13 protein-coding genes are annotated in these 12,518 nt (G+C 71.5%); 5 read left to right on the forward strand and 8 right to left on the reverse strand.

All coding sequences use genetic code 11. From position 1 onward, the window contains the following. Window positions 1-232: 232 nt before the first annotated feature. From ACZ7L0_RS11790 to ACZ7L0_RS11800, 3 genes are all read left to right on the forward strand, one after another. A complete protein-coding gene (locus ACZ7L0_RS11790) occupies window positions 233-2,023 on the forward strand; it encodes a DEAD/DEAH box helicase (protein WP_471242286.1) in 1,791 nt (596 codons plus the stop codon). Window positions 2,024-2,369: 346 nt separating this feature from the next. Continuing rightward, window positions 2,370-3,011 (forward strand): IclR family transcriptional regulator, encoded by a 642-nt coding sequence (locus tag ACZ7L0_RS11795; RefSeq protein ID WP_471242287.1) that lies wholly within the window; start codon window positions 2,370-2,372, stop codon window positions 3,009-3,011. 82 nt (window positions 3,012-3,093) lie between these two features. Beyond that, window positions 3,094-3,885, forward strand: coding sequence for a S16 family serine protease (locus ACZ7L0_RS11800; RefSeq protein WP_471242288.1), 792 nt, complete (start codon window positions 3,094-3,096; stop codon window positions 3,883-3,885). Here ACZ7L0_RS11800 and ACZ7L0_RS11805 read toward each other — a convergent pair. The 7 genes from ACZ7L0_RS11805 to ACZ7L0_RS11835 form a co-directional block, all read right to left on the reverse strand. Continuing rightward, window positions 3,882-4,067 carry a hypothetical protein gene (locus ACZ7L0_RS11805; protein WP_471242736.1) on the reverse strand — a complete coding sequence of 62 codons (186 nt, stop codon included), beginning with the start codon at window positions 4,065-4,067 and terminating at the stop codon, window positions 3,882-3,884. The two genes, ACZ7L0_RS11800 and ACZ7L0_RS11805, sit on opposite strands and share 4 nt — an antisense overlap. Continuing rightward, window positions 4,067-4,660: a helix-turn-helix domain-containing protein gene (locus ACZ7L0_RS11810; RefSeq protein ID WP_471242289.1), complete on the reverse strand. Its 594-nt coding sequence runs from the start codon at window positions 4,658-4,660 to the stop codon at window positions 4,067-4,069. The genes ACZ7L0_RS11805 and ACZ7L0_RS11810 overlap by 1 nt, the downstream gene beginning before the upstream one ends. An 84-nt stretch (window positions 4,661-4,744) precedes the next feature. Beyond that, on the reverse strand, window positions 4,745-5,704 hold the full coding sequence (locus ACZ7L0_RS11815) for a glycine betaine ABC transporter substrate-binding protein (protein ID WP_471242290.1): 960 nt from the start codon (window positions 5,702-5,704) through the stop codon (window positions 4,745-4,747). Further along, entirely contained in the window at window positions 5,701-6,519 is an 819-nt protein-coding gene (locus ACZ7L0_RS11820; RefSeq protein ID WP_471242291.1) for an ABC transporter permease, read from the reverse strand. Before ACZ7L0_RS11820 ends, ACZ7L0_RS11815 begins: the two co-directional genes overlap by 4 nt. Next, the gene (locus tag ACZ7L0_RS11825) at window positions 6,516-7,694 is read right to left on the reverse strand and encodes an ABC transporter ATP-binding protein (RefSeq protein WP_471242292.1); all 1,179 of its coding nucleotides are present in this window, start codon (window positions 7,692-7,694) and stop codon (window positions 6,516-6,518) included. The genes ACZ7L0_RS11820 and ACZ7L0_RS11825 overlap by 4 nt, the downstream gene beginning before the upstream one ends. Next, complete coding sequence (locus ACZ7L0_RS11830) at window positions 7,687-8,334, reverse strand: ABC transporter permease (protein WP_471242293.1); 648 nt, start codon at window positions 8,332-8,334, stop codon at window positions 7,687-7,689. Before ACZ7L0_RS11830 ends, ACZ7L0_RS11825 begins: the two co-directional genes overlap by 8 nt. A gap of 21 nt (window positions 8,335-8,355) precedes the next feature. Continuing rightward, the gene (locus tag ACZ7L0_RS11835; protein WP_471242294.1) at window positions 8,356-8,835 is read right to left on the reverse strand and encodes an Lrp/AsnC family transcriptional regulator; all 480 of its coding nucleotides are present in this window, start codon (window positions 8,833-8,835) and stop codon (window positions 8,356-8,358) included. A gap of 123 nt (window positions 8,836-8,958) precedes the next feature. Here ACZ7L0_RS11835 and hppD point away from each other — a divergent pair, with 123 nt between their 5' ends. Both hppD and ACZ7L0_RS11845 read left to right on the forward strand, forming a co-directional pair. After that, window positions 8,959-10,107 (forward strand): 4-hydroxyphenylpyruvate dioxygenase, encoded by a 1,149-nt coding sequence (hppD, locus tag ACZ7L0_RS11840; protein WP_471242295.1) that lies wholly within the window; start codon window positions 8,959-8,961, stop codon window positions 10,105-10,107. A 90-nt stretch (window positions 10,108-10,197) separates the two neighbouring features. After that, window positions 10,198-11,058 carry a phage baseplate protein gene (locus tag ACZ7L0_RS11845; RefSeq protein WP_471242296.1) on the forward strand — a complete coding sequence of 287 codons (861 nt, stop codon included), beginning with the start codon at window positions 10,198-10,200 and terminating at the stop codon, window positions 11,056-11,058. Between the two features lies 1 nt (window position 11,059). On the opposite strand, the gene ACZ7L0_RS11850 is transcribed toward ACZ7L0_RS11845, so the two are convergent. Continuing rightward, complete coding sequence (locus ACZ7L0_RS11850; RefSeq protein WP_471242297.1) at window positions 11,060-12,508, reverse strand: tetratricopeptide repeat protein; 1,449 nt, start codon at window positions 12,506-12,508, stop codon at window positions 11,060-11,062. Between the last annotated feature and the right edge of the window lie 10 nt (window positions 12,509-12,518).

Consider the following 12,518-nt stretch of genomic DNA (forward strand, 5'->3'; position numbering starts at 1 on the left):
GGTACGGCGGCCTGCGCCGTGCTGTGATCGCCGCGCCACCGCGCGTGCTGTGACGTGGATCCCACCCACGGGCGACCCGGCCTCGTCCGCGCGTCGGCACCGCCGGGGCGCCGGTAGGGTGGCCCGGTTGTCATACGTAGCCGACCCCCCAGATCGATCCACGGAGACCGTGACTACCGCCCGCCCGTCACCCGCCACCACCCTCAACGGAGGGCCCTCCGGGCCCACCCCTATGTCTGCTTCCTCCACCCACTCCCACCACCTCTCGCCCGCCTTCCCCGGCCGCGCCCCCTGGGGCACCGCCAGCAAGCTGCGTGCCTGGCAGCAGGGGGCGATGGAGAAGTACATCCAGGAGCAGCCGCGTGACTTCCTCGCGGTCGCCACGCCGGGCGCCGGCAAGACGACCTTCGCGCTGACGCTCGCCTCCTGGCTGCTGCACCACCACGTCGTGCAGCAGGTGACCGTGGTCGCGCCGACCGAACACCTGAAGAAGCAGTGGGCGGAGGCGGCCGCGCGGATAGGCATCAAGCTCGACCCCGAGTACAGCGCGGGGCCGCTCGGCCGCGAGTACCAGGGCGTCGCCGTGACCTACGCGGGCGTCGGCGTCCGGCCCATGCTGCACCGCAACCGGGTCGAGCAGCGCAAGACGCTCGTGATCCTCGACGAGATCCACCACGCCGGCGACTCCAAGTCCTGGGGCGAGGCCTGTCTGGAGGCCTTCGAACCGGCCACCCGGCGGCTCGCGCTCACGGGTACGCCGTTCCGGTCCGACACCAACCCCATCCCCTTCGTGACGTACGAGGAGGGGCAGGACGGTATCCGGCGGTCCGCCGCCGACTACACGTACGGGTACGGCAACGCGCTCGCCGACCACGTCGTCCGGCCGGTCATCTTCCTCTCCTACAGCGGCAACATGCGCTGGCGCACCAAGGCCGGTGACGAGATCGCCGCCCGGCTCGGCGAGCCCATGACCAAGGACGCCGTCAGCCAGGCCTGGCGCACCGCGCTCGACCCCCGCGGCGAATGGATGCCCAGCGTGCTGCGCGCCGCCGACCAGCGGCTGACCGAGGTCAGGAAGGCCATCCCGGACGCGGGCGCCCTCGTCATCGCCTCCGACCAGGAATCGGCGCGCGCGTACGCCAAGCTGATCCGGGAGATCACGGGCACGAAGGCGACGCTCGTCCTGTCCGACGACACCGGCGCCTCGAAGAGGATCGACGACTTCAGCGCGAGTGACGACCGCTGGATGGTCGCGGTGCGCATGGTGTCCGAGGGCGTCGACGTGCCCCGGCTGGCGGTCGGGGTGTACGCCACCACCATCTCCACCCCGCTGTTCTTCGCCCAGGCCGTCGGCCGCTTCGTACGGTCCCGGCGGCGCGGCGAGACCGCCTCCGTCTTCCTGCCGACCGTTCCCGACCTGCTCACCTTCGCCAACGAGATGGAGGTCGAGCGCGACCACGCCCTCGACAAGCCGAAGAAGGAGGGCGAGGAGGACCCGTACGCCGAATCCGAGAAGGAGATGGAGGAGGCGAACAAGGAGCAGGACGAGGACACCGGCGAGCAGGACATGCTGCCCTTCGAGGCGCTGGAGTCCGACGCCGTCTTCGACCGGGTGCTCTACGACGGCGCCGAGTTCGGCATGCAGGCCCACCCCGGGAGCGAGGAGGAGCAGGACTACCTCGGCATCCCCGGGCTCCTCGAACCCGATCAGGTGCAGATGCTGCTGCAGAAGCGGCAGGCCCGGCAGATCGCGCACAGCCGCAAGAAGCCGGACGAGGAGGCCGACCTGCTGGAACTGCCCGCCGAGCGGCGGCCGGTCGTCTCGCACAAGGAGATGATGGAGCTGCGCAAGCAGCTCAACACCATGGTCGGCGCGTACGTCCACCAGAGCGGCAAGCCGCACGGGGTGATCCACACCGAGCTGCGGCGCGTGTGCGGCGGCCCGCCGAGCGCCGAGGCGACGGCCGGTCAGCTGCGGCAGCGGATCGCCAAGGTGCAGGAGTGGGCCACGCGGATGCGGTGACGCGTCCGCGGGTTCGCGGGCGGGGCGGTGCCGGGCGCGGCGTGTGCCGGTGGGGCGTGTGTCGGAGGGCACGCGCTGTACGTATCAGGACGAACGTCGCAGGTCATGTCGGGCGGTGCCCGGATTCTGGACGGATACTTCCGCTCAGCGAACCGCCTTCGCTACTGTCCCGCTACGCATACGCCCCGTGGCAGCGCCGCCGCGGAGCGCAGCCGTGAAGCGACTGGGCCCGGAGCCGCCGGGCCGTCCTGCCGATCGGCAGCCTCTGTAGCGCGTCGCTGACGGGACTCGGTGACGCATCCGTCGCTGAGAGGTTGCCGACCTCACCACTTAAGGAGTGGGCGTCGTGACCGCGGAGACCTCTCAGACGCTCGACCGGGGACTGCGCGTCCTCAAACTGCTGGCCGACACGGACCACGGGCTGACCGTCACCGAGCTTTCCACCAAGCTGGGGGTGAACCGGACCGTGGTGTACCGGTTGCTCGCCACGCTTGAGCAGCATGCCCTCGTACGCCGTGATCTGGGCGGGCGAGCCCGGGTCGGACTGGGGGTGCTGCGGCTGGGGCGGCAGGTGCACCCGCTGGTACGGGAGGCCGCGCTGCCCGCGTTGCGGTCGCTGGCCGAGGACATCGGGGCGACGGCTCATCTCACGCTGGTCGACGGGGCCGAGGCGCTGGCCGTCGCGGTGGTCGAGCCGACGTGGACGGACTACCACGTGGCGTACCGGGCAGGGTTCCGGCATCCGCTGGACCGGGGAGCCGCGGGCAAGGCGATCCTCGCGGCGCGGCACTCGACGTCGTCGGAGCCGGGGTACACGCTGACGCACGGGGAGCTGGAGGCGGGGGCCAGCGGGGCGGCGGCTCCTCTGCTCGGGGTGACCGGGGTGGAGGGGAGCGTGGGTGTCGTGATGCTGGCGGACGCCGTGCCGGAGCGGGTGGGGCCGCGGGTGGTGGACGCGGCGCGAGAGGTGGCGGAGGCGCTGCGCTGAGCTCGGCCGGGTGCGGTTGCCCGGTGATGAGGTGCGGGGTTGCCGCTGCGGCGGCTGAAAGGGTGTCCCGTAGATTGATCCTGTGCTCTCTCGTCTCACACGTCTCCAGGCCGTCGCCGTCTGTGCTGTGCCCGTCGTGGCGCTGGTCGCCACCGCGGTGTTCGCGCCGCTGCCGTTCTCGGTGGCACAGCCCGGGATGACGGCGAACGTGCTGGGGAAGAACAAGGGCACCGCGGTGATCACGGTCTCCGGTGCGCCGACCCGTGAGACGAGTGGGCAGCTCCGGATGACGACCATCGAGGCGACCTCGCCGGACGCGCAGGTCTCACTCGCCGATGTGATCGACAACTGGTTCCGCACCGACCGGGCGATCATGCCCCGCGACTCGGTCTATCCGACCGGCGACAGCGTCAAGGAGATCGAGCGGCACAACGCCGAGCAGATGCAGCAGTCCCAGGACGCGGCGACCGTGGCGGCGCTGAAGTACCTGGGTCTGAGCGGCCAGGACGTCAAGGTCACGCTGAAGCTCGCCGACGTCGGCGGGCCCAGCGCGGGGCTGCTGTTCTCCCTCGGGATCATCGACAAGCTGGACGGCGACGGCAGCGGCGGCGACCTGACGGGCGGCCGGACCATCGCCGGTACGGGGACGATCGGCGCCGACGGGAAGGTGGGCGCGGTCGGGGGCGTGGCCCTGAAGACCCAGGCCGCGCGACGGGACGGTGCGACCGTCTTCCTGGTACCGAAGGCCGAGTGCACCGAAGCCCGGTCGGAACTGCCGAAGGGGCTCCGGCTGGTTCCGGTGACCACACTGAAAAGCGCGGTGACGTCCCTGGTGGCGCTGGAAAAGGGGAAGGGGCCCGTGCCCAGCTGCTAGAGGGCGGGTACGGCTCTGGGGGCGGCGGCGAGACGCAGGCCGACCTCGACGAGGGTCCAGCCGAGGCGGACACGGATGCCGTGCGGGCGCTTGTCCGAGGCGGCGAGACGGTACGCGTCGGCCTGGGCGCGGAGTTCGGCGGCTCGGACATGGTGCAGGGCGAGGTGGCTCTCGGGGGCGATCACTGGTCCTTCTTTCGATCCGTGGTGATGGGGAACACGTGCGTGTGGAGGCGGACGTACTCCATGTCGGGGTCGTCGGCGACGTCGAGGGCGTCGTACTCCTTGACCAACTCGTGCATCTTGCCGATCAGTTCACGGGCGAGCGCGGGCGTCAGCCGCAGCTCCCAGTCGCTCAGGTCCATGGCGTGGTTCGACCACTTCGGGAGCCAGTCGCCGAGCGTCGCCATCCAGGCCGCCAGATCGCGGGCGTGCTCGGACGCCACCTCGTGCAGGAAGGTGTCGGTCGCTCCGCGCACCGCCGGATCCGGGTCCTGCAGCAGCGCGTCGGTCATGGAGAGGCCCTGCTCGACCGCCTGCCACCAGCGTTCCCGGCCCTTGCCGCGGTCCGGCGCGTCCTCGACGAAGCCGTGGGTGGCGAGCTGCCGCAGGTGGTAACTGGTCGCCCCGCTGGACTCGCCCAGCCGCTCGGCGAGCATCGAAGCGGTGGCCGGGCCGTGCCGCCGCAACGCGGTGAGCAGTTCCATGCGCAGGGGATGTGCGAGTCCGCGCAGTGAACGCGCGTCGAGTTTTCGCATCTCGGGCTGTTCCGGCATGCGTACAAAGGTAGTGTTGCAAAGCTCTCTTTGCAACGAGTCTTTTGCATCGACTTCTTCGCGCCAACTCCCGGCGCCCCCCGCCTACTTCACGAACCCCTCCGCCCGCATCCACTCCAGCGCGACCTGATGCGGATCCTCCCCTTCCACGTCCACCCTCGCGTTCAGCGCCCGCGCCACCGTGTTGTCCAGCCTCCTGGTGATCGGGTTCAGTACGTCCGCGATCGCGGGCCACCTCTTCAGGGTCTCGGAGTTGATCTCTGGAGCCGCGTTGTAGTTGGGGAAGAACTTTTTGTCGTCCTCCATCACCACCAGGTCCATCGACCTGACGCGCCCGTCGGTGCTGTAGACCTCCCCGTAGGCGCAACTCCCCTTCGCCACCTGGGTGTAGACGATCCCGGTGTCCATCTGGGTGATCCGGGAGGCCGGCACGCTCATCCCGTACGCCTTCTCCATGCCCGGCAGCCCGTCCGCCCGGTTGGCGAACTCGCCCTCCACGCACAGCGTCACCGCGCCGGGGTCGGCGGCGGAGCGCGCGGCGACGTCGGACAGCGTGCGGGTGCCGTACTTCTCGAAGGCGGCCCGGTTCATGGCCAGCGCGTAGGTGTTGTTCAGCCGGGAGGGCGGCAGCCAGGTCAGGCCGTCGCGCAGATCCGCGTCGTGCACCGCCTGCCACTGTTCGCGCGGGTCGGGGACGGGGTCGCTGTGGCCCAGGTACGTGATCCAGGCGGTGCCCGTGTACTCGTACATGGCGTCCGCGTCCCCGTTCAGGACCGCCTCCCGGCTGCCGAGGGAACCCTGGATGCCGGTCCGGTCGAGGACGTCCGCGCCGGCCGCCCGGAAGGCGATGCCCGTCATCGCGCCGAGGACGAGGCTCTCCGTGTCCGCCTTGGACGTCACGGTGAGGTGGGCACCCCTGAGCGGCTCGCCCCGTCCGACGGAGCCGGGCTCGACGGCGTCGGCCAGGGGGGAGCCGCTGGTCAGGCCGCAGCCGGGGAGCGCGAGCAGCGCCCCGGCCAGCAGCGGGCGTACGACGCCCCTCATCTCCGTGGCCCCCGCCCGGCGGCGCCCAGCCCCCGGGGCCGCAGCACCACTTCGGCGAGCGAGGCCAGCCAGTCCACCAGCAGGGCCAGTGCGACGGTGAGCACGGAGCCCAGCATCAGCACCGGCATGCGCTGGTTGGTGATGCCGGCGGTGATGAGCACACCCAGGCCGCCGCCCCCGCCGAAGGCGGCCAGGGTCGCCGTGCCGACGTTCAGCACCAGGGCCGTACGGACGCCCGCGAGGATCAGCGGGACGGCCAGCGGAAGTTCGACCCGGGTCAGCACCCCGAGCGGGGACATGCCGATGCCGCGGGCCGCCTCCAGCAGGGTCGGGTCGCCCGCCCTGAGGCCCGCGACGGTGTTGGCCAGCACCGGCAGTACGGCGTAGGCGACGATGCCGACCAGGGCCGCCCGCCGGCCGATGCCGAGCCAGATCACCAGCAGGGCGAGGAGGCCGATCGCCGGGGTCGCCTGGCCCGCGTTGGCGACCGCCATCGCCACGGGGGTGGCCTTCCGGAAGGCCCGGCGGGTCAGCAGGACGCCCAGCGGGAGGGCGATCAGCAGGACGAGGAACGTCGAGATCGCCGTCAGTTCGACGTGCTGCCGCAGCGCCTTGGACACCTGGCCGTTCGACAGCGCGTTCACGGAGATCGGGTCCAGGTGCGCCTGCCGGAACCACAGCCAGGTCGACAGCAGCACGGCGACGAGGAACGCGGGCAGCAGGGTCAGCTTCCGCCAGGTGATCCGCCTCTCGGCGGACCGCGGCGGCGCGGGCTCGGCCGCCTCCTCCCGCTCGGCCAGTTCGGGGGCCGTCACGCCGTCCGCTCCCCCTGCTCCGGGGCGTCCGGGCGGTCGGCGTCCAGCAGCGCGTGCACGCGGTTCATCAGCGTCTCCATGTCGACCACGCCCTCGTACGTGCCGTGCCGCCCGGTCACCGCGACCCGCCCGGAGGGGTCCGTCAGCACCGCCTCCAGCGCGTCCCGCAGCGTCGCGTCCCGGGTCACGCTGGTGTGCGCCGGCCTGCCCGCGCGGGCCAGCGAGCCCCTGGTCCGCACCAGGTCACCGCGCCGGAGCCATCGGCAGGGGCGGCGGCGCCGGTCGAGCAGGAGGATCTCGTTCGTGCCGCTGCCGCGCAGCCGGGCGAAGATCTCCTGCAGCGGGGTCCGCACGGTCACCGTCGGGTACGCCCTGAGTCCCAAATCGCGTACGCGGGTCAGGTTCAGCCGCTTCAGGGCCGCGCCCGCGCCCACGAAGCCGGAGACGAAGTCGTCCGCGGGGTGGGTGAGGATCGCCTCCGGGGTGTCGAACTGGGCGATCCGCGAGTGCTCGCGCAGCACCGCGATCCGGTCGCCCAGCTTGATCGCCTCGTCGAAGTCGTGGGTGACGAAGACGATCGTCTTGCGCAGCTCGCGCTGGAGCCGGATCAGCTGGTCCTGGAGGCGCTCGCGGGTGACCGGGTCGACCGCGCCGAACGGCTCGTCCATCAGCAGCACCGGCGGATCGGCCGCCAGCGCCCGGGCCACGCCGACCCGTTGCTGCTGCCCGCCGGAGAGCTGGCGCGGGTAGCGGTCGTGGAACTCGCCGGGGTCGAGCCCGACCAGGTGGAGCATCTCCGCCACCCGCTCCCGGATCCGGGACTTCGGCCAGCCGGCCGTCTTCGGGACGAGTGCGATGTTCTGGGCGACGGTGAGGTGCGGGAAGAGGCCGGAGGACTGGATCGCGTACCCGATCTCGCGGCGCAGCCGCACCGGGTCCATGCCGGTGACGTCCTCGCCGTCGATGCGGATCCGGCCGCCGGTCGGCTCGATCAGACGGTTGATCATCTTCAGCGTGGTGGACTTGCCGCAGCCGGACGGACCGACGAAGACGACCGTCTCGCCCGCCCGGATGCCCATGGTGACGTTGTCGACGGAGGGCCGCGGACTGCCGGGGTAGTGCTTGGTCAGGCCCTCCAGGTCGATGGTCGCCCCGGTCGTGGACGTCTCAGGCACGGATCCCCCTGGGAATGGTCAGCCGTCCGACGAGGACGTACGCGGCGTCGAACAGCAGCGCGAGGACGATGATCCCGAGGGTGCCCGCGAGTACCTGGTTCAGGGCGTTGGCGCTGCCCAGCGAGGCGATACCGCGGAAGATCTCGTTGCCCAGACCGGGGCCGGAGGCGTAGGCGGCGATGGCCGCGATGCCCATCAGCATCTGGGTGGCGACCCGGATGCCGGTCAGGATCGGCGGCCAGGCGAGCGGCAGCTCCACCCGCGCCAGACGGGCCGGCCGTGACATGCCGATGCCCCGTGCGGCGTCGACCAGCGACGGGTCGACCCCGCGCAGCCCGACGATCGCGTTCCGCACGATGGGCAGCAGCCCGTACAGCGTCAGCGCGATCACCGTCGGCGCCACGCCGAGACCCACGGCCGGGACGAGCAGACCGATCATGGCGAGCGACGGAATGGTCAGCAGGGTCGAGGTGGCCGAGGTCGCGAGGTGGCCCGCCCATCCGCTGCGGTAGGTGATCACCCCGATCAGCACGCCCAGCACGGTCGCCGCGACCGTGCACTGGAAGACGACGCTCGCATGCTGAACGGCGTCCGTGAGCAGCTGCTGGTGCCGGTCGGCCAGGTACTGCCAGAAGCTCACGGTCGGCTCACCCCAAGTCGGTCAGTTCCCTTCCCTGTCCCCGGCCGCCTGCTCCACCAGCGGGATGATCCGCAGTGGAACGGGGTTCTCCATGACGATCGCCGTGGCGGCCCGGACGATGCCATCAAAACCGACGACCCGGTCGATCACCCGCTGGAGATCGGCGTTCGAACGGGCCACCAGGCGGCACAGCATGTCCCCGCTGCCGGTGGTGGTGTGCAGCTCCAGCACCTCGGGAACGGTCGCCAAATGGGCCCGTACGTCGGCTCCTTGGCCCTGCCGGATCTGCAGCGTGGCGAACGCGGTGACCGGGTAGCCGAGGGCCGCCGGGTCCACCTGCGGCCCGAATCCGCGGATCACTCCATTCGACTGAAGCCGGTCCAGCCGCGCCTGCACCGTGCCGCGCGCCACCCCCAGCCGCCGGGACATCTCCAGCACCCCGATCCGCGGCTCCCGGGCCAGCAGCACGATGATGCGCCCGTCCAGCTGATCGATCGCCATACCCGCCTCCCGGGGTGGTCATCCTGTACAGAAAGCCCGCCGGAACCGCCGTACGGCTGAGCAGACTGCCCAGCGAACAAGCAAACTATTGCGCACCTTGCCGAGCAGAGCGACCCTTCCGCTATGACGCAGACCACACACGACACTCCCGACACGACCGCCCGGCAGGCCGATCCCTTCCCGGTCAAGGGAATGGACGCGGTCGTCTTCGCCGTGGGCAACGCCAAGCAGGCGGCGCACTACTACTCCACCGCCTTCGGCATGCGGCTGGTCGCCTACTCCGGACCGGAGAACGGCAGCCGCGAGACGGCGAGCTATGTCCTGGAGAACGGCTCGGCCCGCTTCGTGTTCACCTCGGTGATCAAGGCCGCCACCACCTGGGGCCACTTCCTCGCCCAGCACGTGGCCGAGCACGGCGACGGTGTCATCGACCTGGCCATCGAGGTCCCCGACGCGCGCCGGGCGTACGACTACGCGATCGAGCACGGCGCCCGCTCCGTCGCCGAGCCGTACGAGCTGAAGGACGAGCACGGCACGGTCGTCCTCGCCGCCATCGCCACCTACGGCGAGACCCGCCACACCCTCGTCGACCGCTCCGGCTACGACGGCCCGTACCTGCCCGGCTACGTGGCCGCGAAGCCCATGGTCGAACCGCCCGCCCAGCGCACCTTCCAGGCCGTCGACCACTGCGTCGGCAACGTCGAACTCGGCCGAATGAACGAGTGGGTGGGGTTCTACAACAAGGTCATGGGCTTCACGAACATGAAGGAGTTCGTGGGCGACGACATCGCGACCGAGTACAGCGCCCTGATGTCGAAGGTCGTCGCCGACGGCACGCTCAAGGTGAAGTTCCCGATCAACGAGCCCGCCGTCGCCAAGAAGAAGTCCCAGATCGACGAGTACCTGGAGTTCTACGGCGGCGCCGGCGTCCAGCACATCGCGCTCAACACGGGCGACATCGTGCAGACGGTACGGACCATGCGCGCGGCCGGCGTGGAGTTCCTGGACACGCCCGACACCTACTACGACACCCTCGGCGAGTGGGTCGGCGACACCCGGGTGCCCGTGGAGACCCTGCGTGAGCTGAAGATCCTCGCCGACCGGGACGAGGACGGCTACCTCCTGCAGATCTTCACCAAGCCGGTCCAGGACCGTCCGACCGTCTTCTTCGAGATCATCGAGCGGCACGGCTCCATGGGATTCGGCAAGGGCAACTTCAAGGCCCTGTTCGAGGCGATCGAGCGGGAGCAGGAGCGGCGCGGAAACCTGTGAATTCGTCGAACAGGCGAGCGGTGAAGGCCGGTTGACGATCTCATGTCCGGTGGGTGCCAGGGCGGCGCCCACCGGATGTGAGGAGGCACCGTGAGCACAGCGGACCAGCGCGTCGACCTCGCCGCGCCGTCCGAGCGCTGGCTGTACCGGCTCGGCACACTCCACGAGCCGACGGTCCCGCAGTCCTTCGCCTTCGACGAGGTGAACCACCACCTGTACGTCCTCCAGGTCACCAAAGGCGGCCTGGACGCCGGTGACCTGTGCCTGAACCGGCTCGACTACAAGGGCAAGGCCCTCGGGCACATGCACCTGAAGGGCTTCGGGCACGGCGTCAGCATGGGCGTGCAGAACGACTCCGACGGAACCCCCTGGATCTGGACCGAGGCCGACGCGCTGCACGGCTACGGCAGGGGCGTCACCCGCTTCCACTTCGTGAGCGGGGCCACCCGCACCGCCCGGGACGTCAAGATCCGTCACCCCGTCGAGGGCTCGAAGAACAACCAGCCGACCGTGTGCATGGCCACCCGCCGCATCGCCGTCCGCTACCGCCTGCACAACCTCCCGCGCTACCGCGTCTGGGACCTCGACGCCTTCGTCGCCCGCGACTACGCCACCCCCGTCGCCGACCTCGCCCAGACCGGCGCCCACCCCGACCCCGAGGTCCCGTTCCAGGGGTACGCCCTGTGCGGCGACCACCTCTACCAGTTCGCCGGCACGGCCTACGACACCGCCACCAACCCGCCCGCCGGGCACGGCAACGCCTACGTCTCCTGCCTCGACATCCGCACCGGCGAACTCCTCCAGCAGAGCCGCACCGAGGCCGGCCGCTCCCTCGACTTCCGCGAACCCGAGGGCCTCGCCGTCCGCCACACCCCCACACCACGCCTGTGCATGGGATTCGCGTCGGGGCAGACGGGAGCGCGCAGACTCTCCGTGTACTACAAGCAGTAGCTCACATCTCCGGCAGAGCCTCGTCCGGCGGCTCCCCCAACGCGTCCAGCGCCGCCCTCGCCACCGGGACCCGCAGCGGCGAGAAGTACGGGTTGATCCGCAACGCCTCCTGCAGATGCCGCCGGGCCGGACCGGACAGCTCCAGCTCCTGCTCGATCATGCCCAGGTGGAACGCGTACAGCGCGCTGCGCACCCCGCCCCCGTGCACCTTGTCCGTCGCGATCCGGGCGAAGCGCAGCGCCTCCTGGTCGTCGCCGGCCCGGTGCAGCGCCCAGCCCAGCGCGTCGGCCACCTCGATGCCGGGCTGCCGCTCCCACTCGCCCTCCAGCCGCTGTACGGCCTCACCCGCGTCCCCGTGGTCCGCCTCGAACCGCCCGAGCAGCAGTTCCACATCCACCCCGGCGACCTCGTCCTGCTCGGCCCGGGCCCGCAGCAGGTCGTACTGCGCCCGCGCCGCCTCCTCCAGGCCCAGCGACTCGTACAACTCGCCCAGCTCCAGGGCGAACTCGGGGGAGGGCTGCCGGGCGAGCGCCGACTGGTAGGCGGTCAGCGCCTCCGAGGTCCGCCCCAGCGCGGCCAGCGCCCGGCCCTGACCGGCCATCGCGGCCCGCTGGTCGGGGTCGACGCGGACGGCCGCCTCGAAGTGCCGCAGCGCCTCCTCGCGGTCGCCGCGCTCCCAGGCCAGCTGCCCCGACCGGGCCAGGTACTCGGCCTGCTCGGCGGGCTTGCGGGCAGCCGCCGTCGCGTCGGACAGCTGGGCCGCCGCGTCCTCGCGCCAGCCCCGGTCGCGGTAGACGGCCGAGGCCCGCGCCATCACCGCCGGGCGGGCGGCGGCGCCGGTGCGCAGCGCCGTCAGCTTCTCCAGCGTGCTCCGGGCGGCCTTGTAGTCGCCGAGGCCGGTGTAGGCGTCGATCAGCACCGCGTGCGTCGTCCACCGTTTCGGCGCGAGCTTGCGGGCCTCCTCGCCCCACTGCCGGGCCGCCCGGAAGTCCCGGCGCACGTTCGCCAGCGCCGCGAGACCCTCCAGTGCCTCGGCGTTCTTCCCGCCGTTCACCTCCAGGGACGCGCGCAGCGCCCGCTCGGCCTTCGGGTAGTCCGCGGCGTCGGCGGTGCGCCGCCCCCGCTCCACATACGCGGTGCCCAGCACCGCCCAGGCCCGCGCGTCGCGCGGATGGGCCCGCAGATGGTTCTCGCGGTCCCCGATCAGCAGCGCCAGGTCGGGCAGCGCGGCCGGCACTCCGGTGGTCACCGAGGCCGGCGGCCGCGCCTTCGGGCCCGGGGCCGGCGGGCTCGTCCTGGCCGGCTCCTTCGGCAGCAGCATCAGCGCCCCGCCGACCGCCGCGGTGCCCGCCACGGAGGCCACCAGCACCCGCCGCAGCACGCGGAGGCGGCGCCGCCTCGGCCGCGCGGCCACCAGGGACGTACCCGGACCGGAATGTCGGTTCTCCATGGCGCACACT

This window comes from Streptomyces sp. NPDC039424, from assembly GCF_055639495.1.

Coding starts and splice junctions, on each gene's coding strand:
- ACZ7L0_RS11835 (WP_471242294.1), bottom strand. CDS start 8,835: ATGGCGATCGATCAGCTGGACGGGCGCATCATCGTGCTGCTGGCCCGG.
- ACZ7L0_RS11810 (WP_471242289.1), bottom strand. CDS start 4,660: ATGCCGGAACAGCCCGAGATGCGAAAACTCGACGCGCGTTCACTGCGC.
- hppD (WP_471242295.1), top strand. CDS start 8,959: ATGACGCAGACCACACACGACACTCCCGACACGACCGCCCGGCAGGCC.
- ACZ7L0_RS11815 (WP_471242290.1), bottom strand. CDS start 5,704: ATGAGGGGCGTCGTACGCCCGCTGCTGGCCGGGGCGCTGCTCGCGCTC.
- ACZ7L0_RS11790 (WP_471242286.1), top strand. CDS start 233: ATGTCTGCTTCCTCCACCCACTCCCACCACCTCTCGCCCGCCTTCCCC.
- ACZ7L0_RS11850 (WP_471242297.1), bottom strand. CDS start 12,508: ATGGAGAACCGACATTCCGGTCCGGGTACGTCCCTGGTGGCCGCGCGG.